The sequence below is a fragment of the Saccharothrix sp. NPDC042600 genome (assembly GCF_040647305.1).
Lineage (GTDB): Bacteria > Actinomycetota > Actinomycetes > Mycobacteriales > Pseudonocardiaceae > Actinosynnema > Actinosynnema mutabilis.
The window spans coordinates 1-18,896 of record NZ_JBEZBW010000011.1 but is presented as its reverse complement, the minus strand read 5'-3'; the positions used below and the strand labels follow the sequence as shown (position 1 = coordinate 18,896).

Sequence of the window (18,896 nt, the reverse complement as noted above, 5' to 3'; positions counted from 1 at the left end):
GTCAGCGCTTCCGGTTCGGCTTCCAGACGACCAGGGCGGTCTCCTGGCGGACCGGGACCAGGTCACGGCGCAGCGACCGGTGCACCGAAGCCGCCGCGTGCTCCGCCGCCGCCAACGCCTGGGCCAGTTGCTCGGTCAGCTCGGACACCTTCGCCCGCAGCGCACCGACCTCGTTCTCCAGCTCGATGATCCGCTTGATCCCGGCCAGGTTCACGCCCTCCTCCTGGGAGAGCCGCTGGACCTCGCGCAACAGCACGATGTCCCGCATCGAGTACCGCCGACCACCGCCGGGGGTCCGCCCCGGCGACACCAGCCCCATCCGGTCGTAGGACCGGAGGGTCTGCGCGTGCAGGCCGGACAGCTGCGCCGCCACGGAGATCACGAAGAACGGCGTGTCCTCGTCTGTTCCCGGGGGGAACGGAAAAGTCATGTCGACCTCTTCTCCACCAAGGCGTTGAGGTCCGCCCTCGGGTCGTGCCGCGCGGTCGCCGAGGCGTAGGCCTCCAGCGCCTCGCGGGCCGCCGCGTCCATGTTGTTCGGGACCGCCACCTGCAGCGTGATGAGCAGGTCGCCGACCTGCCCGTCCCGCTTGGCGATGCCCTTGCCCTTGGCGCGCAGCACCCGGCCCGACGCCGTGCCGGCGGGCACCTTCAAGGTCACCTTGCCGTCGAGCGTGGGCACGGTCAACGTCGTGCCCAGCGCCAGTTCGGGGAACGTCACCGGGACGGTGACGGTGAGGTTGTCGCCGCTGCGGCCGAACACCGGGTCCGGGTTGACGTGCACGCGGACGTACAGGTCGCCGCTGGGACCGCCGTTGCGACCCGGCTCGCCCTGCCCGGCCAGGCGGATGCGCTGGCCGTCGTCCACGCCCGCCGGGATGCGGATGGTCAGCGTGCGCGTCTTGGTGGAGACGCCGTCGCCGCCGCACTCCGGGCACGGGTCGTCGACGATGCGGCCGGTGCCCCGGCAGTCGGTGCACGGCTCGGAGAACGCGAACGCGCCCTGGCTGCGGGTCACCAGGCCCGCGCCGCCGCAGTTGGTGCACGTCCGGGGCGAGGTGCCCGGCCGCGCGCCGGAGCCCGAGCACGTCGAGCACGTCGACGGGCTGGACAGCCGCATCGGCACGGTCGCGCCCTTGACCGCCTCGGTGAAGTCGATCCGCACGTCGGTCTCGACGTCCTCGCCCCGCCGGGGCCGGGTCGCCGAGGCGGACGTGCCGCCGCCGCGCCGGTTGAACAGGCCGCCGAGCAGGTCGCCCAGGCCGCCCATGCCGCCGGTCTGCTGCCCGGCGCGGCCGAACAGGTCGCCGACGTCGAAGCCGCCGCCCTGCCCGAACCCGCCCGGGAAGCCGCCGCCGCCCGCGAACAGGCGGCGGGCCTCGTCGTACTGCTTGCGCTTGGCGGCGTCCGACAGCACGCCGTACGCCTCGGAGACCGCCTTGAAGCGCGCCTCCGCCTTGGCGTCACCGGGGTTGGCGTCGGGGTGCAGCTCCCGCGCCAACTTCCGGTACGCCTTCTTGATCTCGTCGGCCGAGGCGTCGGAGGAGACGCCCAGCTCCCGGTAGAAGTCCTTCTCGATCCAATCCCGAGCACTCATCCGGACGCCGCCCCCTCTCGCTCAGTCCTGCTGTTGTCCGGTCGATTCCTCCGCCGCGGCCGGCTCGTGGTCGGTGACCCCGACCAGCGCGGGCCGCAGCACCCGGTCGCCGAACCGGTAGCCGCGCCGCAGCACGGCCGTCACGGTCGGCCCGCTCACGTCCGGGGACGTGGCGTGCTGCACGGCCTCGTGCACGGAGGGGTCGAACTCCTCGCCCTCGTGCCCGAACGGCTCCAGGCCGGCCTTGGTCAGCGCGCCGACCAGCTTGTCCGCGACCGCCTTGAACGCGCCGGTCAGGTCGCCGTGCGCGTCGGCCCGCTCGACGTCGTCGAGCACGGCCAGCAGGTCGGCGGCCACCTGCGCCTTGGCCGTGGTGACCACCAGCTCCCGGTCGCGCTCGACGCGCTTGCGGTAGTTGGCGTACTCGGCGGTGAGGCGCTGGAGGTCCGCGGTCCGCTCGTCGAGCTGGGCCTTCAGCTCCGCGGCCGGGTCCACCTCCGCGGGCTCGGCGTCGGGGGTGGCGTCGGGGGCGACGTGGCGGCCACCCCCGTCCCCGGGCTCTTCCTCGCCGGCGGCGTGCCGACCGCCCTCCACGGGGGGCTCGTCCACGGGCCCGTCGGCGTCCGCGGCCGGCGGGCGCACCTGGCCCGTCTCCGGGTCGATGCGTCGGCGGTCGCGCACCACCACGTGCGGCTGCTCCTCGGGCCGGGTCACTTCTTCTCGTCCTCGTCCACGATCTCGGCGTCCACGACGTCGTCGGCCTTGGCGTCACCGGCGCCCGGCGCGGAGGCGCCGTCGCCGGCCGTCGCGCCCGGGGTGGGGGCGGCGTTGGCGTACATGGCCTGGCCGATCGCCTGCGACTCGGTGGCCAGCTTCTCCACCGCGGTGCGGACCTTGGCGATGTCGGTGCCCTTGAGGGCCTCGTTGGTCTCGTCGATCGCGGCCTTGACCTTGTCCTTGACCTCGGCCGGGATCTTGTCGTCGTTCTCCTTGACGACCTTCTCGGTCTGGTAAACCAGCGTCTCGGCCTGGTTGCGGACCTCGGCCTCCTCGCGGCGGCGCTTGTCCTCCTCGGCGTGCGCCTCGGCGTCCTTGATCATGCGGTCGATGTCGTCCTTCGGCAGCGCCGAGCCGCCGGTGATCGTCATCCGCTGTTCCTTGCCGGTGCCCATGTCCTTGGCGGACACGTGCACGATGCCGTTGGCGTCGATGTCGAAGGTGACCTCGATCTGCGGGACGCCGCGCGGCGCCGGCGGCAGGCCGGTCAGCTCGAACATGCCGAGCTTCTTGTTGTCCGCGGCGAAGTCGCGCTCGCCCTGGAAGACCTGGATCTGCACGGACGGCTGGTTGTCGTCGGCCGTGGTGAAGATCTCGGACCGCTTGGTCGGGATGGTCGTGTTGCGCTCGATGAGCTTGGTCATCACGCCGCCCTTGGTCTCGATGCCCAGGGACAGCGGGGTGACGTCGAGCAGCAGGACGTCCTTGACCTCGCCCTTGAGCACACCGGCCTGCAGGGCCGCGCCGACCGCGACGACCTCGTCCGGGTTCACGCCCTTGTTCGGCTCACGGCCGCCGGTCAGCTCCTTGACCAGCTCGGCCACGGCCGGCATGCGGGTGGAACCGCCGACCAGCACCACGTGGTCGATGTCGCCGACGGAGATGCCGGCGTCCTTGATCACGTTGTTGAACGGGGCGCGGGTGCGCTCCAGCAGGTCGTTGGTGATGCGCTGGAACTCGGCGCGGGACAGCGTCTCGTCCAGGAACAGCGGGTTCTTGTCCGCGTCGACCGTGATGTAGGGCAGGTTGATGGTGGCCTGCGACGAGCTGGACAGCTCGATCTTGGCCTTCTCGGCGGCCTCGCGGATCCGCTGGAGGGCCATCTTGTCCTTGGTCAGGTCGATGCCGTTGGACTGCTTGAAGCGCTCGACCAGCCAGTCCACGACGCGCTGGTCCCAGTCGTCGCCGCCGAGGTGGTTGTCACCGGAGGTCGCGCGGACCTCGACGACGCCGTCGCCCAGCTCCAGCAGCGAGACGTCGAACGTGCCGCCACCGAGGTCGAAGACCAGGATGGTCTGCTCCTTCTCGCCCTTGTCCAGGCCGTAGGCCAGGGCGGCGGAGGTGGGCTCGTTGACGATGCGCAGCACGTTGAGGCCCGCGATCTGACCGGCCTCCTTGGTGGCCTGGCGCTGCGCGTCCTCGAAGTAGGCGGGCACGGTGATCACGGCGTCGGTGATCTCCTCGCCCAGGTACGCCTCGGCGTCGCGCTTGAGCTTCATCAGCACGCGCGCGCTGATCTCCTGCGGCGTGTACTTCTTGCCGTCGATCTCGGTCGTCCAGTTCGTGCCGATGTGCCGCTTGACCGACCGGATGGTCCGGTCGACGTTGGTCACCGCCTGGTTCTTGGCGGGCTGACCGGTGAGCACCTCGCCGTTCTTGGCGAACGCGACGATGGACGGGGTCGTCCGCGAACCCTCGGAGTTGGCGATCACCGTCGGCTCGCCACCTTCGAGAACCGCGACGACGGAGTTGGTCGTCCCCAGGTCGATGCCGACCGCTCGCGCCATTTGGATTCCTCCTGGTAGTGCGTCTGTGAGAGCCCCGCGTTGAGCGGCGTGCGCTCAAGTTTGCCAGGATCTGCGGACTTGAGTCCACTGGGCTCAATTTCTCTGCCTGTCCAACGGACGGGGCCCTTCGGGTGTTCCCGCCGGGGCGTGATCCGGGACACTCACACCAGGCCAGAAGGCCGTGCGGGCGTGGCTGCGCGACGAACACGGCGTGAAGCAGAACTCGCGGTGGACCATCGCCGACGCCGCCGCTCGCCGCGCCGGCTGGGTCGAGCCGACCGTGGCGGAGCACGTCGACTCCCAGTACACGGGAGCAAGGCCGCCCTGCGACCCGTCTACGACCGCGTCGCGGTCCTGGCGCTGGGCCTGGGCGAGGACGTGCGCCTGGAGGGCCGGTCCACCTAATGTCCCGTTCGTGCGGGGCCGCCGTCCGGGCCCTGGCCGCCCGGGTGGACCTCGGCCTGCGCTTCACCGACGCCCCGGTCAGCGGCCGGCTCACGCCCGGCGGCCCCGGCCAGTCCACCCACCGGGTGGCGCTGACCGGGGCCGACGACGTGGACGGCGAGGTGGAGGCCCTGCTGCGGGCGGCGTACGAGCAGAGCGCCTAGAGCGCCGGCTGCACGCTCACGTCCCCGCTCCCGGACTTCGCCACCACGGAGATGGTCGCGGCCGGGTCGCTGGCCACCCCCAAGGTCCGCTCGCCGCTGCCGGTCTCGACCTCGACGCGGTAGGTCGCCTTCGGCAGCCGGACGTGCACGTCACCGGACCCGGACTCGGCGTGCACGGCCTGCACGGCCGCCATGCCGACCTCGACGTCCCCGGAGTCGTTGACCACCGACACCTCACCCCGCATGTCGGTCAGCTTGGCCCGGCCGGAGCCGACGTCCCCCCGGAACGCGCCGGCGACGTTGGAGGCGGTCACGTCCCCCGAGCCGTTCTCGACCTTGGCCGACCCGGTCACGTCCCGCACGGTCACGTCCCCGGAGCCGAGCCTGATGTCGACGCTCGCGACCCCCTCGAACGTCAGGTCGCCCGACCCGTTCTCGCCGAGGACCTTCACGTCCTTGCCGGGCACGGTGACCTCGTAGTCCACGGAGCAGTTGCGCCCGCAGTCGTCGAGCACGAGCGTGTCGCCCTCGACGCGGTAGGTCTGCCCGGACGGCTTGTCGTCGTTGCGGGAGTACTGGACGGTCCGCTTCACCTCGACCGCGGCGACCCCGTCCCGCCCGCGCACGGTGACGCGGCCGGAGTCGTTCTGCACCCGGACGGCCACCACCTTCTCGGTGACGCTGCCCTGGTCGGAGAACGTCTCCTGGACCAGCCGCACGCACCCGGCCACCGCCCCGACACCGACGACCACCCCGAGAACCGCCACCGCGACCCGCTTGCCCACCACTGCCCCCTAGCTCCAGCCCTTGAACGCCACCAAACCTATGCGTCCGCGCACGCGCCGGAACACCGGGAAGACCCCCGACCCGTACTGGGGCTGGCCCTACCCTCAGGCCAGGGACTCCACGACGGCCCGCAGGGCGGGAGCGCACCGGGCCGGGTCGCCGAGGAACCGCTCGGAGGCGATGACGTGCGACTCGGTCATCCGCTCCCACACCAACCCCTGCACCGACACCACCGTGATCACCAGCCGGAACGGCTTCACGTACCGCCCGATCCGGTTCTCCACCCCGCGCACGACCTCACCGATCGGCAACGCCCCGGGCGTCCGGTTCGCGTGCACCCGGTCGTACTCGGCGGCGGCGTCCTGCAGGGCGAGCACGGCGGCCCGCAGCGCGGGCCGCACCGCCAGCGAAGGCCCGGCGGGGTCGATCGGGGCCGCCGCCGAGGGCACCTCCGTCCGGGCGTGGTCGAGCACGTCGGCCCACCAGCCGAGCCACTCCTCGGCCGCGCCCGCCCGGTCCACCCCGGGCGGCACGAACACCGGGACCGACGGGTCCAGGCCGGGCAGCTCCGGCACGGTGTCGACCGACAGCGCCAGCGTGTCCCGCAGGAACAGAGCGGTGTTGACCGTCTGGTTCGTGCCGTGGGACACCTGCCACGACTCACGCCCGGCGAACCTCATGCCACCCAGTGTCCCGCGTGAAGGTCATCGGGGAGGCATCAGAAGGGACACGACCGGCTCCAACTGTTCCGCCGTTGGGGGGAAATCCGCGATCAGGCCCTGGATCAGCAGCCCGTCCAGCGCCGCGACGAACCCGAGGAAGGCCGCCGGCTGCATGGTGCCGAACACCGACGACAGCAGCGTGATCCACCGCCGCGCCGCCGGACGCAGCTCCGGCCGCCGGGCCGCGAACAGGTACAGCTCGTACTCCGCGAGCGTCCGCCCGCGGTGCGGCCCGACCGCGTCCGCCAGGAACCGGGCCACCGACGACGGCGTGGGGCTCACCGACCCGAACGCCACCGCCATCTCGCTCGCCGACCACTTCAGGCACGCGATCAGCAGGTCGTCCAGCGTGCTGTAGTAGTAGACCGTCGAGGACACCGGCACCCCGGCCTCCCGCGCCACCGCCCGGTGCGACACCCCGGACACGCCCTCCCGCTCGATCACCCGCAACGTCGCCGAGAGGATCACCCGCCGCCGCCGCTCGCCGCGGGCCCGGCGCCCGTCGGCGGGCACGCCCCGGCTGCGGCCGACGACAGCGGGCACGGCCCGGGCCCGGCTCGCGGGAGCCGGCGCGGCCCGGTCCCGGCCGTCGTCTCCCGGCGCGTCCCGGCCCGGCGCACCCTGGCCGGGGCGGCCGTCAGCCGGCGGCACTGCCCACCTCGATGGCGACCACACCGGCGACCACCAGCACCAACCCGACCACCATCGTCGGGTTCAGCGGCTCCCCGAACACCACCACCCCGATCCCCGCCACGGCCGCGATGCCGAACGCGCACCAGATCGCGTAGGCGACCCCGATCGGCATCCCGAGCTTGAGCACGAACCCCAGCGACGCGAACGCCACGACGTACCCGACGACGACCGCCACCACCGGCAACGGACGGGTGAACCCGTCGCTGAGCTTGAGCGAGACCGTCGCGGTCACCTCGCCCACGATCGCCAGCGCGAGCAGCAGATACACCACAGCGGGCCTCCAACTAGTGGAACGAACGTTCAACTAGTTTATGTGATCGGCCACGCTCAAGTGGTTACCGACCAGTAATCCGGCGTAGTCTGCCCAGCCAGGAGACTGACGAGAAAGGCCGCCACCACATGGGAGCCCTCCAGCTCACCCTCGGCGCCATCGGCGTCGCCGTCAGCGTGTACGCCTGGGGTCTGTTCGTGGCCGGTGTGGTCCGGATGATCAAGATCATCCGCCTGGGCCAGCCGGACTCGACGCGCAACGGGCCGTTCCTGCCCCGCCTGCGCACCCTGATCGTCGAGTTCGTCGCGCACACCCGGATGGCCAAGTTCCGCAAGGTCGCCCCCTGGCACTGGATGGTGATGTGGGGCTTCCTCATCGGCTCCGCCGTGCTGTTCGAGGCCTACGGCGAGGTGTTCTACCCCGGTTTCCACTGGCCGGTCATCGGCACGTGGTCGGTGTGGGCGCTGCTGATCGAACTGCTCGGCCTCGGCACCGTCGTCGGTGGCGTCGCGCTGGCGGTCATCCGCCAGCTCAACCACCCGCGCCGCGCCGACCGCGTGTCCCGGTTCGCGGGCTCGAACTTCCGCGCGGCCTACTTCGTCGAGGCCGTCGTCATCATCGAGGGCCTGGGCATCCTCGGCGTGAAGGCGTTCAAGCAGGCCTCCGGCCTGGAGGACCCGCCGCTGTGGTCGTCCTTCGTCACCGCGCCGCTGAGCAACGTGCTGCCCGCGAGCCCCGACTGGGTCTCGATCATGGCGTTCATCAAGCTGGCGTCGGCGATCGTCTGGCTCATCGTCGTGGCGAAGAACCTGACCATGGGTGTCGCGTGGCACCGGTTCAGCGCGTTCTTCAACATCTACTTCAAGCGCGAGGACGACGGCGGCGTCGCCCTGGGCGCGCTCAAGCCCATGATGAGCGGCGGCAAGGTCCTCGACCTGGAGGAGGCCGACCCCGACAAGGACACCTTCGGCGTCGGCAAGGTCGAGGACTTCACCTGGAAGGGCTGGCTGGACTTCAGCACCTGCACCGAGTGCGGTCGCTGCCAGTCGCAGTGCCCCGCGTGGAACACCGGCAAGCCGCTGTCGCCGAAGCTCGTCATCACCCAGCTGCGCGACCACGCCTTCGCCAAGGCCCCCTACCTGCTGGCCGGCGGCCGGCGGGACATGGCCGGCGACGAGGTCGGCATCACCGAGGACAAGTACGAGGACTACAAGAAGCGCCTGGAGTCCATCGACGTCCTGGCCCTGGCCGAGGCGGACCGGCCGCTGGTCGGCGGCGCGGACGAGCTGGGCGTCATCGACCCCGAGGTGCTGTGGTCCTGCACCACGTGCGGCGCGTGCGTCGAGCAGTGCCCGGTGGACATCGAGCACGTCGACCACATCGTCGACATGCGCCGCTACCAGGTGCTGATCGAGTCGAACTTCCCGTCCGAGCTGGGCGGCATGTTCAAGAACCTGGAGAACAAGGGCAACCCGTGGGGCCAGAACGCCAAGGACCGCCTGGCGTGGACCGAGGGCCTGGACTTCGAGGTGCCCGTGTTCGAGGGCGAGCTGGGCGACACCGAGTACCTGTTCTGGGTCGGCTGCGCGGGCGCGTTCGAGGACCGGGCCAAGAAGACCACCCGGGCGGTGGCCGAACTCCTGCACACCGCGGGCGTCAAGTACACGGTGCTCGGGCCGGAGGAGACCTGCACCGGCGACCCGGCGCGGCGCGCGGGCAACGAGTTCCTGTTCCAGATGCTGGCGCAGCAGAACGTCGAGGTCCTGAACACGGTGTTCGAGGGCCGTGAGCCGGGCAAGCGCAAGATCGTCGTGACCTGCGCGCACTGCTTCAACACGTTGGCCAACGAGTACCCGCAGGTCGGCGGCCAGTACGAGGTCGTGCACCACACCCAGCTGCTCAACCGCCTGGTGCGCGAGCGGCGGCTGGTGCCGGTGGCCGAGGTGGCGGAGGACGTCACCTACCACGACCCGTGCTACCTGGGCCGGCACAACAAGGTCTACGAGGCCCCGCGCGAGCTGGTCGGGGCGTCCGGCGCGACCCTGCGCGAGATGCCGCGGCACGCGGACCGCTCGATGTGCTGCGGCGCCGGTGGCGCGCGGATGTGGATGGAAGAGCGCATCGGCAAGCGGATCAACATCGACCGCGTGGACGAGGCGCTCGGCACGGCCCCGTCGAAGATCGCGACCGGCTGCCCGTTCTGCCGCGTGATGCTGACCGACGGCGTGACGGCCCGGCAGAACGAGGGCGTGGCCGGCGGTCACGTCGAGGTGGTGGACGTGGCGCAGTTGCTGCTCACCGCCGTGCGGCGGGGCCAGGAGCAGGAGCGGGCGGACGTCCCGACCGACGAGGTCGGCTCCGGCACCCCGCTGACCGAGGAGGACAAGGCCGGCTCGCAGAGCTGACCTCCCCCGCGCGCGAAGGCCCCGGTCCACTGTGGACCGGGGCCTTCTCCCGTCTCAGTCCTCCGAGCGGACCCGGTCCCAGACGATGTTGAGCGCCCAGCTCGTGAGGGCGACGATGATCGCGCCCCAGAACGCGGGCCAGAAGCCGGTCACCGTGAACGGCAGGCCCAGCTCGCCCGCCAGCCAGCCGGTCAGCCAGAACAGCAGGCCGTTGACGACCAGGCCGATCAGGCCGAGCGTGACGAGGTAGAACACGCAGCCGAAGAACTTGACCAGCGGCTTCACCACGGCGTTCACCAGGCCGATCAGCAGCGCGACGCCGATCAGCGTGCCGATCTTCGCGGCGGTCGAGCCCTCGCCCAGGTCGATGCCCGGGATGACCGTGGAGACCCAGACCGCGATCGCGGTCACCAGCACCTGCACCAGAATGCCCATGCCGCGCAAGGCTAGCCCCCGGTGTGCTCCGAACGGGTCAGGCGCGGCCTGCGGATGTCCCGGCGCCGCCCTACCGTCGAGCCATGACGACCACGCCCGAGCCGGTGAAGAGCGAGAGCACGCTGACCGTGCTGCTCGCCCTCGCGGTCAACCTCGCCATCGCGGTGATGAAGGCGGTCGCCGGCGTGATCACCGGGTCGGCGGCGCTGCTCGCCGAGGCCGGGCACTCGGTGGCGGACACGTTCACCGAGGGCCTCCTGCTCACCGCGCTGCGCCGGTCCGCGCGGCCGGCGGACCGGCGGCACCCGTTCGGCTACGGCAAGGACCGGTACTTCTGGTCTTTGCTGGCGGCGGTGTCGATCTTCGTGTCGGGCGCGGTGTTCGCGTTCTACGAGGGGTTCAGCACGGTGTTCGGCGAGCCGACCGAGCAGACCAGCGTCGGCGTCGGGTACGCGGTGCTGGCGATCGCGTTCGCGCTGGAGTCCGTGTCGTGGGCGCAGGCCGTGCGGCAGGTGCGGCGGGAGGCGCGGGCCGAGGGGCGGTCGATGCTCGCCTTCCTGCGGATGAGCGACGACCCGACGGTGAAGACCGTGTTCATGGAGGACTCGGCCGCGCTGGTCGGGCTGCTGCTGGCGTTCGCGGGGCTCGGGCTGCACCACCTGACCGGGTCGTCGGTGTGGGACGGCGTGGCGTCGCTGCTGATCGGCCTGCTGCTCGCGGTCGCCGCGTTCGTGCTGGCGGCGACCAACCGGGGGTTGCTGATCGGTCGCCAGGCCGACCCGAAGCTGGTGCGGGCGGTGTGGGCGTACCTGCGGGACGTGCCGGAGGTCGAGCAGGTGGTGGACCTGCTGACCATGGCCGTCGGCACGGACCGCGTCCTGCTGTGCGCGCGGCTGGACTTCGACGACGCCCTGGGCGCGGCCGAGCTGGAACGCGCGTGCGTGCGCATCGACGCCGAACTGCGCAGCCGGTGGCCGGACCTGGACGAGGTCTTCCTGGAGCCGGTGCCGCGCACCGACCCGGACCTGAGGTCCCGCGTCCTGGCCCGGTACGGGAACCTGCTCTAGCGGCGCGTCTCGGTCCGGTGGAAGTTCAGGTAGGCCCGCGAGGGGGTCGGCCCGCGCTGCCCCTGGTACCGGCTGCCCGCCTGCCGCGACCCGTACGGGTGCTCGGCGGAGCTGGTGAGCCGGAACAGGCAGAGCTGCCCGATCTTCATCCCCGGCCAGAGGGTGATGGGCAGGTTCGCGACGTTCGACAGCTCCAGCGTGATGTGCCCGGAGAAGCCGGGGTCGATGAACCCGGCCGTCGAGTGCGTGAGCAGACCCAGCCGCCCGAGCGAGGACTTGCCCTCCAACCGACCCGCGAGGTCGTCGGGGAGGGTGACCAGCTCGAACGTGGACCCGAGCACGAACTCACCGGGGTGCAGCACGAACGGCTCGTCGTCGGGGGTCTCGACGAGCGAGGTCAGGTCGTCCTGCTGGAGGGACGGGTCGATGTGGGTGTACCGGGTGTTGTTGAACACCCGGAAGAACCGGTCGAGACGGACGTCGATGCTGGATGGCTGCACCATGACGTCGTCGAACGGCTCCAGCACCAGGCGGCCCGAGTCGACCTCTTTGCGCAGATCTCGGTCACTCAACAACACGGGGCACAGCCTATGTGTATGATCGGTGCCGCAGCACGCGGGTGTAGTTCATTGGTAGAACGACAGCTTCCCAAGCTGTAGAGGCGGGTTCGATTCCCGTCACCCGCTCGGAACGCCGAAGCCCCAGGTCGCGAGCAACCGACCTGGGGCTTCGGCGTGATCGGGCCCGAGCGGCGGCAGGCCGCGGCGACGGTGGCCGGGGTCACGGTCGCGACGCCTTGTCTTCGGACAGATGCGACACGTCCACCACGAACGCCCCGCCGGGCGGAGTCGCGTGTTATTCGGCCGAACGCCACGCCGCGTCGTACCGGAGCTGGCGCTCGCGGTCGGTTTCCGTGGCGCGTTCCTTGCGGTAGGTGCTGGCCGCCGCGCGTGGGTAGCCGTACTTGGTCATGCGGTGGTCCGTGCTTTCGATCGCGTACGACACCGCGAAGTACACGCCGACGACCAGGCCCAGGGAGCCGCAGGCGACGGCCAGTGGCAACGGGGAGTCCAGGCCCCAGACCAGTCCCAGGGTGATCAGCACGGTGAGCGGCAGGACCTGGAGGAACGCGCGAACGACGAACCACGCCAGCCAGCTCGGCTTCGTGGCCTGGTGGAAGACCCACTCGCGGTGGCGGATCGGCAGTCGGCCGCCGACCAGGTACCAGGCACGCAGCGGGAGCGGCGGCCTCCGGCCCCCGGCTCCATCGTCCCACCGGGGACCGACAGTTCCCGTCTTGTCCGGGGGCGTGGTCATGGGGATGCCTCCGTCGCTGCGATGACGCGGGTGAGGGCCTTGTGGAGAGTTTCCAGCTCGTCCAGGGTCATGCCGAGGCGTTCGACGACCGCCGGCGGGATGCGCAGGGCCTGTTCGCGCAGGGCCGCGCCCGCCTCGGTCAGGGTCACGGCCAACTGGCGCTCGTCGGCCGCGGCGCGGGTGCGGTTGACGTAGCCGATGGCCTCCAGGCGCTTGAGCAGCGGCGACAGGGTGGCGGGCTCCAGCGACAGCATCCTGGCCAGCGCCTTCACCGACAGGGGCGCCTTGCCCCACAGCGCCAGCATGACCAGGTACTGCGGGTGCGTCAGGTTCATCGGCTCCAGCAGCGGCCGGTAGAGGGCCACCACGTTCCGGGACGCGATGGACAGGGCGAAGCAGACCTGCCGCTCCAGCGCCAGCGGGTCGCCCTCGAAAGTTTGTGCACTAATCATTAGTACCCACACTACACGAGCTCGGCCCAGCCCCCGCCCTCCGCGAGCACCGCCCGCACGCCGGCGAAGTGCTCGACCACGCCCGCCAGGTCGCTGTGCAGCAACGCCGCCCGCTCCGCGTCCACCGGCACGTGGTCGTCCCGCCACAGGTCCAGCGGCAGGCTCAGCACGAACACCACGGAGTCGACCAACCTCGACACCGGCGCGTCACCCGGGCAACTCGACCGGAGCGATGCGCACTCCCACGCGATCTCGTGCAGCCCGGCCACCGCCGCCGCGGGCGTGCCGTCCCACGACTCGTCCGGCCACACCCGCGCGCTCAGCGCCAGCCACAGGCGCCACCCGGCGCCCGACTCGACCTCGTCCCGCGGCTGCCACGCACCCATGCCTCCACTGTGGGTGCGACAAGCCGGACGAACCGCATGAGACTGCCCACAAGTGTGGTCCCGCCCCCACGATCGAGGGGCGGGACCACGAACCGTCACGCGCGCGCCGGCTCCGGTTCGGCGTCGCTCCGCAACGAGTCGACCAGCGCCGCCCGGTCCTCCGACGGCTCCGGCCGGACCACCAACCCGACCACCAGGTAGAGCACGAGCGACACCAACAGCGGCCAGGACACGATCACCGCCTGCGTCACGAACTCCACCTTGTTCTGCTGCAACACGTACAGCACGGCCCACGTCCCGAGCCCGCCCACCACGGACGAGATCGCCGCCGACGGCCCGACCCGCTTGAACCACGGCAACAGCCCCAGCATCAACGGGATCGCGATCGGCCCCATCGTCGCCGCCACCAGGGCGATCACGACCTTGAGCACGAACCCCTTGGTGTCGGCCGTCAACGCGATCGTCATCGACAACCCGATGAACGCGAACGTCGTGATCCGCGCCAGCCGCAACTGCGCCGCCTCGGTCAGCCGGGTCACGCCCCTCCACAGCCGCGGCAGCATGTCCCGGGTGATCACGGCCGAGATCACGTTCGCGTCCGACGACACCATCGCCATCGTGTGCGAGAAGAACCCGGCCAGCACCAGGCCCACCATGCCCGCGGGCAGCATGGCCTTGCCCATCTCCACGTACGCCTGCTCCGCGTTGGCCTCCATGCCCGGCACGATCAGCGGCGCCGCCCACATCGGGAAGAACAGCACGAGCGGCCACACCAGCCACAGCACCGAGGACAGCAACGCGGACCGCTTCGCCGCCGCACCGGTGGGCGCGGCCATGTAGCGCTGCGCCAGGTTCCACATGCCGCCGTTGTACTCAAGCGTCTTGATCAGGAACAACGCCATGAAGAACACCAGCGTGTACTGACCGGCCAACGGCTCGGAGTGCGACGCCGGCAGCTTGTCCCAGATCTCCCACATGAACGAGATGCCGCCGAAGTGCGCCGCGACCGCGACGAACATCGCGATGCCCGCCAACCCCTGGATGATGAACTGCCCGAAGTCGGTCAGCGCGTCGGCCCACAGGCCGCCGAGCACCGAGTAGACCATCGTGACCAGGCCGACGAGCGTGATGCCCAGCCACACCTCCACGCCCGCGAAGCCCTTGAGCAGCAACGCGACCGCGACCCACTTGGCGGCGATGTCCACGACCTTCAACGCCGCGCCGGCCCACGCCATGATCTGCTGCGTCGGCACGTTGTACCGGCGGGCGAGGTACTCCAGCGGCGACTTCACGCCGTGCTTGGAGCGCAGGCGGTTCCACGCGCCCGCCCACAGGAACGCGCCGATGCCCACGCCGACGCCGATGGTCAGCGCCCACCAGATGTAGACGGTGAGCCCGAGCCGGTAGGCCTCGGCGGCGAAGGCCACGAACATGACCGCGCTGTAGCCGGACATGTGGTGCGAGATGCCGGACAGCCACCACGGCATCTTCCCGCCGGCGGTGAAGAAGTCGGCGATGTTCTTGATCCGCCCACGTGACCAGTAGCCGATGGCCACCATCACGAAGAAGTACCCACCTACGACCAGCCAGTCGAGGGTGCCCATCGAACCTCCCTGAACGTCCTCGGCGGGCGGCAGCGCGAAAGAACGGGCGGCGGTGCGCGGCGTCCCACGTGCGGGTGTGTGACGTAGGTCTTACGGACGCGTTGCGCTGTGCGGAAGACCACACCGGCCAACTGACTCACACTTGTGACTCTTGTTCACGTACGTGACCGGCTCATACGGACAGTTTTGTTTTCCGAAATCCCGTCATGTCCCTCGTGCGAACAACTCCCATGGACATGCGAACCGGTGTCAACGGCCGCCCGCTGCCCGCGGGCGCGGCCCGGCCTGCCTCGGGGCCGGGGATCGCGCTGGTCGATCCCATCCCGCTGTTCCGCGAGGGCCTCTCCGCCGTCGTGCGTCGAACGCCGGGGCTGAACTGGCTCGGCTCGACCGGGCACCTGCACACCGCCGTGCGGCTGCAGGAGCGGTTGCGGCCGGACGTGCTGCTGGTGGACTCGGTGCTCGACCCGCAGGGTCACCTGGCCACCCTGCTGGTCGGCAACGACCCGCAGCTGCTGGTCATCTCCCTGGTCCGCGAGCCGCACCGGACGGCGAAGTACGTGCGCGGCGCGCTGGCGGCGGGCGTGCGCGGGCTCGTGCCGCGCGGCGGCGAGGTGGGCGAGGTGCTCCAGGCGATCGTGCGCGGGCACCAGGAGCGGATGTACGTGGACCCGACGCTCGCGCCGCTGGCCGCGGGGTTCACGCCGACCGCCGAGGCCGGGTCGCGGCGGGCGCTGTCGCGGCGGGAGTACGAAGTGCTGCAGCTGATCGCCGACGGGCTGGAGAACCAGGCCGTGGCCAACGAGCTGTACGTGTCGGTGGAGACCGTCCGCACGCACGTGAAGAACATCCTGCGCAAGCTGCGGGCCCGGGACCGGACGCACGCCGTGTCGCTGGCCTACCAGGCCGGACTGCTCAGCTCGAACATGAAGTGATCTCGTCTGCTCCGCCACAACCGGGTGGGTGCCCTTGCCGGGGTTACTGACAGGTAATAAACTGTTGTTACCGGTCAGTAGGGGACCGCCCCGACCTGTTTGGAGAGAGCGACGAGATGGGTCACTACAAGAGCAACGTCCGAGACCTTGAGTTCAACCTCTTCGAGGTCTTCAACGTGCAGGACCACCTCGGCACGGGGCCGTTCGAGCAGTCCGACGAGGACACGGCGCGCGGCGTGCTGGCCGAGCTGAACAACCTCGCGGTGGGCCCGCTGGCGGAGTCCTTCGCCGACGCCGACCGCAACCCGCCCGTGTTCGACCCGAAGACGCACTCGGCCACGCTGCCCGAGTCCTTCAAGAAGTCGTACCAGGCGATCTGGGACGGCGAGTGGTACCGCCTGTCGCTGCCCAACGAGCTGGGCGGCTTCGGCATCCCGCCGTCGGTGCAGTGGGCGGCCTCCGAGCTGATCCTGGGCGCCAACCCGGCGATCTACATGTACCTGGCCGGTCCGAACTTCGCGACCGTCGTGCACAAGAACGGCACCGAAGAGCAGAAGCGCTGGGCCGAGATCATGATCGAGCGCGGCTGGGGCGCCACCATGGTGCTCACCGAGCCCGACGCCGGCTCCGACGTGGGCGCGGGCCGCACGAAGGCCGTGCTCCAGGAGGACGGCTCGTGGCACCTCGACGGTGTGAAGCGGTTCATCACCTCGGGTGACCAGGACCTGACCGAGAACATCATGCACCTGGTGCTGGCCCGCCCCGAGGGCCCCGGCATCGAGGCGAAGCCCGGCACGAAGGGCCTGTCGCTGTTCCTGGTGCCGAAGTGGCACTTCGACCCGCAGACCGGCGAGTCGACCGGCGAGCGCAACGGCGCCTTCGTCACCAACGTCGAGCACAAGATGGGCCTCAAGGTCTCCACGACCTGCGAGCTGACCTTCGGCCAGCACGGCGTGCCCGCCAAGGGCTGGCTGCTCGGCGAGGTGCACGACGGCATCGCGCAGATGTTCCAGGTCATCGAGTACGCCCGCATGATGGTCGGCACCAAGGCCATCGGCACGCTGTCCACCGGTTACCTGAACGCCTTGGCCTACGCCAAGGAGCGGGTGCAGAGCGCCGACCTGACCCGCATGACCGACAAGACCGCGCCCCGCGTGACCATCACGCACCACCCGGACGTGCGCCGCTCGCTCATGCTGCAGAAGGCCTACGCCGAGGGCCTGCGCGCCGTGTACCTCTACACGGCCACGTTCCAGGACAAGGTCGCGCTGGGCGGCGAGGCCAAGGAGCTGGCGGAGAAGGTCAACGACCTGCTGCTGCCGATCGTCAAGGGCGTCGGCTCCGAGCGGGCCTACGAGCAGCTCGCGCAGTCGCTGCAGACCCTGGGCGGCTCCGGCTTCCTCCAGGAGTACCCGATCGAGCAGTACATCCGGGACTCCAAGATCGACTCCCTGTACGAGGGCACCACGGCCATCCAGTCGCTGGACTTCTTCTTCCGGAAGATCATCCGCGACAAGGGCCAGGCGCTGGGCTTCCTCAACGGCGAGATCCAGTCGTTCATCGACAACGAGGGCGGCAACGGCCGGCTCAAGGAGGAGCGGGCGCTGCTCAAGCGGGGCCTGGAGGACCTCCAGGGCATCCTGGGCGCGATGATCGGCTTCCTGACCAGCTCGCAGGAGGACGTCCGCAACCTCTACAAGGTCGGCCAGAACACCGTCCGCCTGCTGATGACCGCCGGTGACGTGCTCGTCGGCTGGCTGCTGCTGCGCCAGGCCGAGGTGGCCCTGGCCAAGCTCGACGGCCAGGTGTCGGCCAAGGACAAGGCGTTCTACGAGGGCAAGGTCGCGGTCGCGTCCTTCTTCGCGAAGACCGTCCTGCCGGAGCTGACCGCCCGCCGCAAGATCACCGAGAACACCGACAACTCGCTGATGGACATCGACGAGTCCGCGTTCTGATCTGTCGGAAAGACCAGGGCGGCTCCCCCAGGGCGTTGGGGGAGCCGCCCTTTTTTCAGCCCTTGTGCGCCCGGGCGGCCGCGAAGCAGTAGACGCCGAAGCCGAGGAAACCGAGCGCGATCAACGCCAGGAGGAACACGCCGTAAGGCTGAGCCACGAGCGTGTGGAGCGCCTTGTCCAGCCCGCCGGACTCGGACGGGTCCGCCTCGATCGCCGCGAACCCGACCAGGATGCCGATCAACGCGTAGGCGATCCCCTTGCCGATCCACCCGACCCGCCCGAGCCGCTCGACCCACTTCTGCGTGCCGGCCGGCAACTCGGACATGTCGAGGTCGTCCTCGAAGGACTTCTTGACCCCCTTGCGCGCGACCGCCACCCCGAGCCCGATCACGAACAACGCCACCGCGCCCACCAGCACCTGCCCGAACGGCAGCGCCAACACCTTCGCGGTCCACGTCTGCGACTGCTCGGTGGAACTCTTCTGCCCCGACCCGACGGCGTAGGAGATGGCCGCGATCGCGATCACCACCCCGGTGATCGCCCGCCCGATCGAGCCGAACCGCCGGTACCAGCGCTTGCGCTCGGGCGACACCCACTGGTACCCGGACACCGCCATGGCCACCTGCCACAGCGCGAAGGCGAACAACCCGACCGCCAACACCCACAGCAACACCGGCCCGAGGGACGTCTCGGCCAACGTGGCCACGGCACCCTTCTGGTCGGTGCGCTCCCCGGTGTCGCCCAGCACCACCTGCGCGGTCAACACGGCCAACAGCACGTGGACCACCCCGTAGCACACCATCCCCGCCCGACCGAGGACTTGCACGGCCGGGTGACGTCTCACCTCATGCACGCTCACGATCGGGTGAATACCCGATCCCAACCACCCCTAAGCCGCCCACCACAGGTCGCGCACACAGCACCCCGTCCCGCCCACGCAACAGGATGCTTGAGAGCCGCGCGCAGCGCGTTCGCCCTTCGGCGCGCGCAGCGCGCCCCGCTTTTGGCTTTTCCGTCCTCCCCGTACGGCCTGCCCGAAGGGCTACCACACTTTCCCGGGGTTGGGCCAAAAAGTTTTGCGAGGAACGAGCAAAAGTTTT

Annotated in this window: 21 protein-coding genes and 1 tRNA gene; 7 read left to right on the top strand and 15 right to left on the bottom strand. The window is 70.4% G+C overall.

What is annotated here, in order from left to right; genetic code table 11:
* Position 1: 1 nt before the first annotated feature.
* From AB0A74_RS10480 to dnaK, 4 genes are read right to left on the bottom strand one after another with little or no spacing between them, the layout of a single operon-like run.
* Entirely contained in the window at positions 2-430 is a 429-nt protein-coding gene (locus tag AB0A74_RS10480; protein ID WP_343933956.1) for a helix-turn-helix transcriptional regulator, read from the bottom strand.
* Positions 427-1,596, bottom strand: a complete 1,170-nt coding sequence (dnaJ, locus tag AB0A74_RS10475) for a molecular chaperone DnaJ (protein WP_358248557.1) — start codon at positions 1,594-1,596, stop codon at positions 427-429. Before dnaJ ends, AB0A74_RS10480 begins: the two co-directional genes overlap by 4 nt.
* 21 nt (positions 1,597-1,617) lie before the next feature.
* Positions 1,618-2,310 (bottom strand): nucleotide exchange factor GrpE, encoded by a 693-nt coding sequence (grpE, locus tag AB0A74_RS10470; RefSeq protein WP_358248556.1) that lies wholly within the window; start codon positions 2,308-2,310, stop codon positions 1,618-1,620.
* Entirely contained in the window at positions 2,307-4,160 is a 1,854-nt protein-coding gene (dnaK, locus tag AB0A74_RS10465) for a molecular chaperone DnaK (protein ID WP_358248555.1), read from the bottom strand. The genes grpE and dnaK overlap by 4 nt, the downstream gene beginning before the upstream one ends.
* A gap of 228 nt (positions 4,161-4,388) precedes the next feature.
* On the opposite strand from dnaK, the gene AB0A74_RS10460 reads away from it, so the two are divergent.
* Positions 4,389-4,565, top strand: a complete 177-nt coding sequence (locus AB0A74_RS10460) for a hypothetical protein (protein ID WP_358248554.1) — start codon at positions 4,389-4,391, stop codon at positions 4,563-4,565.
* The gene (locus AB0A74_RS10455; protein WP_358248553.1) at positions 4,565-4,768 is read left to right on the top strand and encodes a hypothetical protein; all 204 of its coding nucleotides are present in this window, start codon (positions 4,565-4,567) and stop codon (positions 4,766-4,768) included. Before AB0A74_RS10460 ends, AB0A74_RS10455 begins: the two co-directional genes overlap by 1 nt.
* Here AB0A74_RS10455 and AB0A74_RS10450 read toward each other — a convergent pair.
* The 4 genes from AB0A74_RS10450 to AB0A74_RS10435 form a co-directional block, all read right to left on the bottom strand.
* The gene (locus AB0A74_RS10450) at positions 4,765-5,553 is read right to left on the bottom strand and encodes a DUF4097 family beta strand repeat-containing protein (protein WP_358248552.1); all 789 of its coding nucleotides are present in this window, start codon (positions 5,551-5,553) and stop codon (positions 4,765-4,767) included. The genes AB0A74_RS10455 and AB0A74_RS10450 overlap by 4 nt on opposite strands.
* A gap of 105 nt (positions 5,554-5,658) precedes the next feature.
* Entirely contained in the window at positions 5,659-6,234 is a 576-nt protein-coding gene (locus AB0A74_RS10445; RefSeq protein WP_358248551.1) for a hypothetical protein, read from the bottom strand.
* A 24-nt stretch (positions 6,235-6,258) separates the two neighbouring features.
* Positions 6,259-6,789, bottom strand: a complete 531-nt coding sequence (locus AB0A74_RS10440) for a TetR family transcriptional regulator (RefSeq protein WP_358248668.1) — start codon at positions 6,787-6,789, stop codon at positions 6,259-6,261.
* Between the two features lie 124 nt (positions 6,790-6,913).
* Positions 6,914-7,240 carry an SMR family transporter gene (locus tag AB0A74_RS10435; RefSeq protein ID WP_358248550.1) on the bottom strand — a complete coding sequence of 109 codons (327 nt, stop codon included), beginning with the start codon at positions 7,238-7,240 and terminating at the stop codon, positions 6,914-6,916.
* 128 nt (positions 7,241-7,368) lie between these two features.
* Here AB0A74_RS10435 and AB0A74_RS10430 point away from each other — a divergent pair, with 128 nt between their 5' ends.
* Entirely contained in the window at positions 7,369-9,645 is a 2,277-nt protein-coding gene (locus tag AB0A74_RS10430) for a (Fe-S)-binding protein (protein WP_358248549.1), read from the top strand.
* Positions 9,646-9,699: 54 nt separating this feature from the next.
* On the opposite strand, the gene AB0A74_RS10425 is transcribed toward AB0A74_RS10430, so the two are convergent.
* On the bottom strand, positions 9,700-10,080 hold the full coding sequence (locus AB0A74_RS10425) for a phage holin family protein (RefSeq protein ID WP_358248548.1): 381 nt from the start codon (positions 10,078-10,080) through the stop codon (positions 9,700-9,702).
* Between the two features lie 83 nt (positions 10,081-10,163).
* Between AB0A74_RS10425 and AB0A74_RS10420 the strand changes: the two genes are divergently transcribed.
* Positions 10,164-11,147, top strand: a complete 984-nt coding sequence (locus tag AB0A74_RS10420; protein WP_358248547.1) for a cation diffusion facilitator family transporter — start codon at positions 10,164-10,166, stop codon at positions 11,145-11,147.
* On the opposite strand, the gene dcd is transcribed toward AB0A74_RS10420, so the two are convergent.
* Positions 11,144-11,725 carry a dCTP deaminase gene (gene dcd, locus AB0A74_RS10415; RefSeq protein ID WP_358248546.1) on the bottom strand — a complete coding sequence of 194 codons (582 nt, stop codon included), beginning with the start codon at positions 11,723-11,725 and terminating at the stop codon, positions 11,144-11,146. The two genes, AB0A74_RS10420 and dcd, sit on opposite strands and share 4 nt — an antisense overlap.
* 37 nt (positions 11,726-11,762) lie before the next feature.
* On the opposite strand from dcd, the gene AB0A74_RS10410 reads away from it, so the two are divergent.
* Positions 11,763-11,833 (top strand) — tRNA-Gly (locus AB0A74_RS10410).
* 169 nt (positions 11,834-12,002) lie between these two features.
* Here the strand turns inward: AB0A74_RS10410 and AB0A74_RS10405 are convergent.
* The 4 genes from AB0A74_RS10405 to AB0A74_RS10390 form a co-directional block, all read right to left on the bottom strand.
* Positions 12,003-12,464, bottom strand: coding sequence for a DUF5313 family protein (locus AB0A74_RS10405; RefSeq protein WP_358248545.1), 462 nt, complete (start codon positions 12,462-12,464; stop codon positions 12,003-12,005).
* Positions 12,461-12,916, bottom strand: a complete 456-nt coding sequence (locus AB0A74_RS10400) for a MarR family transcriptional regulator (protein WP_358248544.1) — start codon at positions 12,914-12,916, stop codon at positions 12,461-12,463. Before AB0A74_RS10400 ends, AB0A74_RS10405 begins: the two co-directional genes overlap by 4 nt.
* 11 nt (positions 12,917-12,927) lie before the next feature.
* A complete protein-coding gene (locus tag AB0A74_RS10395) occupies positions 12,928-13,302 on the bottom strand; it encodes a hypothetical protein (protein WP_358248543.1) in 375 nt (124 codons plus the stop codon).
* 95 nt (positions 13,303-13,397) lie between these two features.
* Positions 13,398-14,906 (bottom strand): sodium:solute symporter family protein, encoded by a 1,509-nt coding sequence (locus AB0A74_RS10390; protein ID WP_358248542.1) that lies wholly within the window; start codon positions 14,904-14,906, stop codon positions 13,398-13,400.
* A 236-nt stretch (positions 14,907-15,142) separates the two neighbouring features.
* Between AB0A74_RS10390 and AB0A74_RS10385 the strand changes: the two genes are divergently transcribed.
* A complete protein-coding gene (locus tag AB0A74_RS10385; protein WP_358248541.1) occupies positions 15,143-15,841 on the top strand; it encodes a response regulator transcription factor in 699 nt (232 codons plus the stop codon).
* 116 nt (positions 15,842-15,957) lie between these two features.
* Entirely contained in the window at positions 15,958-17,796 is a 1,839-nt protein-coding gene (locus AB0A74_RS10380) for an acyl-CoA dehydrogenase (protein WP_358248540.1), read from the top strand.
* 55 nt (positions 17,797-17,851) lie between these two features.
* Here the strand turns inward: AB0A74_RS10380 and AB0A74_RS10375 are convergent, their stop codons facing one another.
* Positions 17,852-18,640 (bottom strand): DUF1206 domain-containing protein, encoded by a 789-nt coding sequence (locus AB0A74_RS10375; protein ID WP_358248539.1) that lies wholly within the window; start codon positions 18,638-18,640, stop codon positions 17,852-17,854.
* Positions 18,641-18,896: the final 256 nt, after the last annotated feature.

What these genes read in the sequence shown, in the direction of transcription:
- AB0A74_RS10400 (WP_358248544.1), bottom strand. Translation starts at nt 12,916, where the DNA reads ATGATTAGTGCACAAACTTTCGAGGGCGACCCGCTGGCGCTGGAGCGG.
- AB0A74_RS10385 (WP_358248541.1), top strand. Translation starts at nt 15,143, where the DNA reads ATGCGAACCGGTGTCAACGGCCGCCCGCTGCCCGCGGGCGCGGCCCGG.
- AB0A74_RS10480 (WP_343933956.1), bottom strand. Translation starts at nt 430, where the DNA reads ATGACTTTTCCGTTCCCCCCGGGAACAGACGAGGACACGCCGTTCTTC.
- AB0A74_RS10390 (WP_358248542.1), bottom strand. Translation starts at nt 14,906, where the DNA reads ATGGGCACCCTCGACTGGCTGGTCGTAGGTGGGTACTTCTTCGTGATG.
- dnaK (WP_358248555.1), bottom strand. Translation starts at nt 4,160, where the DNA reads ATGGCGCGAGCGGTCGGCATCGACCTGGGGACGACCAACTCCGTCGTC.
- dnaJ (WP_358248557.1), bottom strand. Translation starts at nt 1,596, where the DNA reads ATGAGTGCTCGGGATTGGATCGAGAAGGACTTCTACCGGGAGCTGGGC.
- AB0A74_RS10425 (WP_358248548.1), bottom strand. Translation starts at nt 10,080, where the DNA reads ATGGGCATTCTGGTGCAGGTGCTGGTGACCGCGATCGCGGTCTGGGTC.
- AB0A74_RS10420 (WP_358248547.1), top strand. Translation starts at nt 10,164, where the DNA reads ATGACGACCACGCCCGAGCCGGTGAAGAGCGAGAGCACGCTGACCGTG.
- AB0A74_RS10405 (WP_358248545.1), bottom strand. Translation starts at nt 12,464, where the DNA reads ATGACCACGCCCCCGGACAAGACGGGAACTGTCGGTCCCCGGTGGGAC.
- AB0A74_RS10395 (WP_358248543.1), bottom strand. Translation starts at nt 13,302, where the DNA reads ATGGGTGCGTGGCAGCCGCGGGACGAGGTCGAGTCGGGCGCCGGGTGG.
- AB0A74_RS10455 (WP_358248553.1), top strand. Translation starts at nt 4,565, where the DNA reads ATGTCCCGTTCGTGCGGGGCCGCCGTCCGGGCCCTGGCCGCCCGGGTG.
- AB0A74_RS10430 (WP_358248549.1), top strand. Translation starts at nt 7,369, where the DNA reads ATGGGAGCCCTCCAGCTCACCCTCGGCGCCATCGGCGTCGCCGTCAGC.
- AB0A74_RS10445 (WP_358248551.1), bottom strand. Translation starts at nt 6,234, where the DNA reads ATGAGGTTCGCCGGGCGTGAGTCGTGGCAGGTGTCCCACGGCACGAAC.
- AB0A74_RS10380 (WP_358248540.1), top strand. Translation starts at nt 15,958, where the DNA reads ATGGGTCACTACAAGAGCAACGTCCGAGACCTTGAGTTCAACCTCTTC.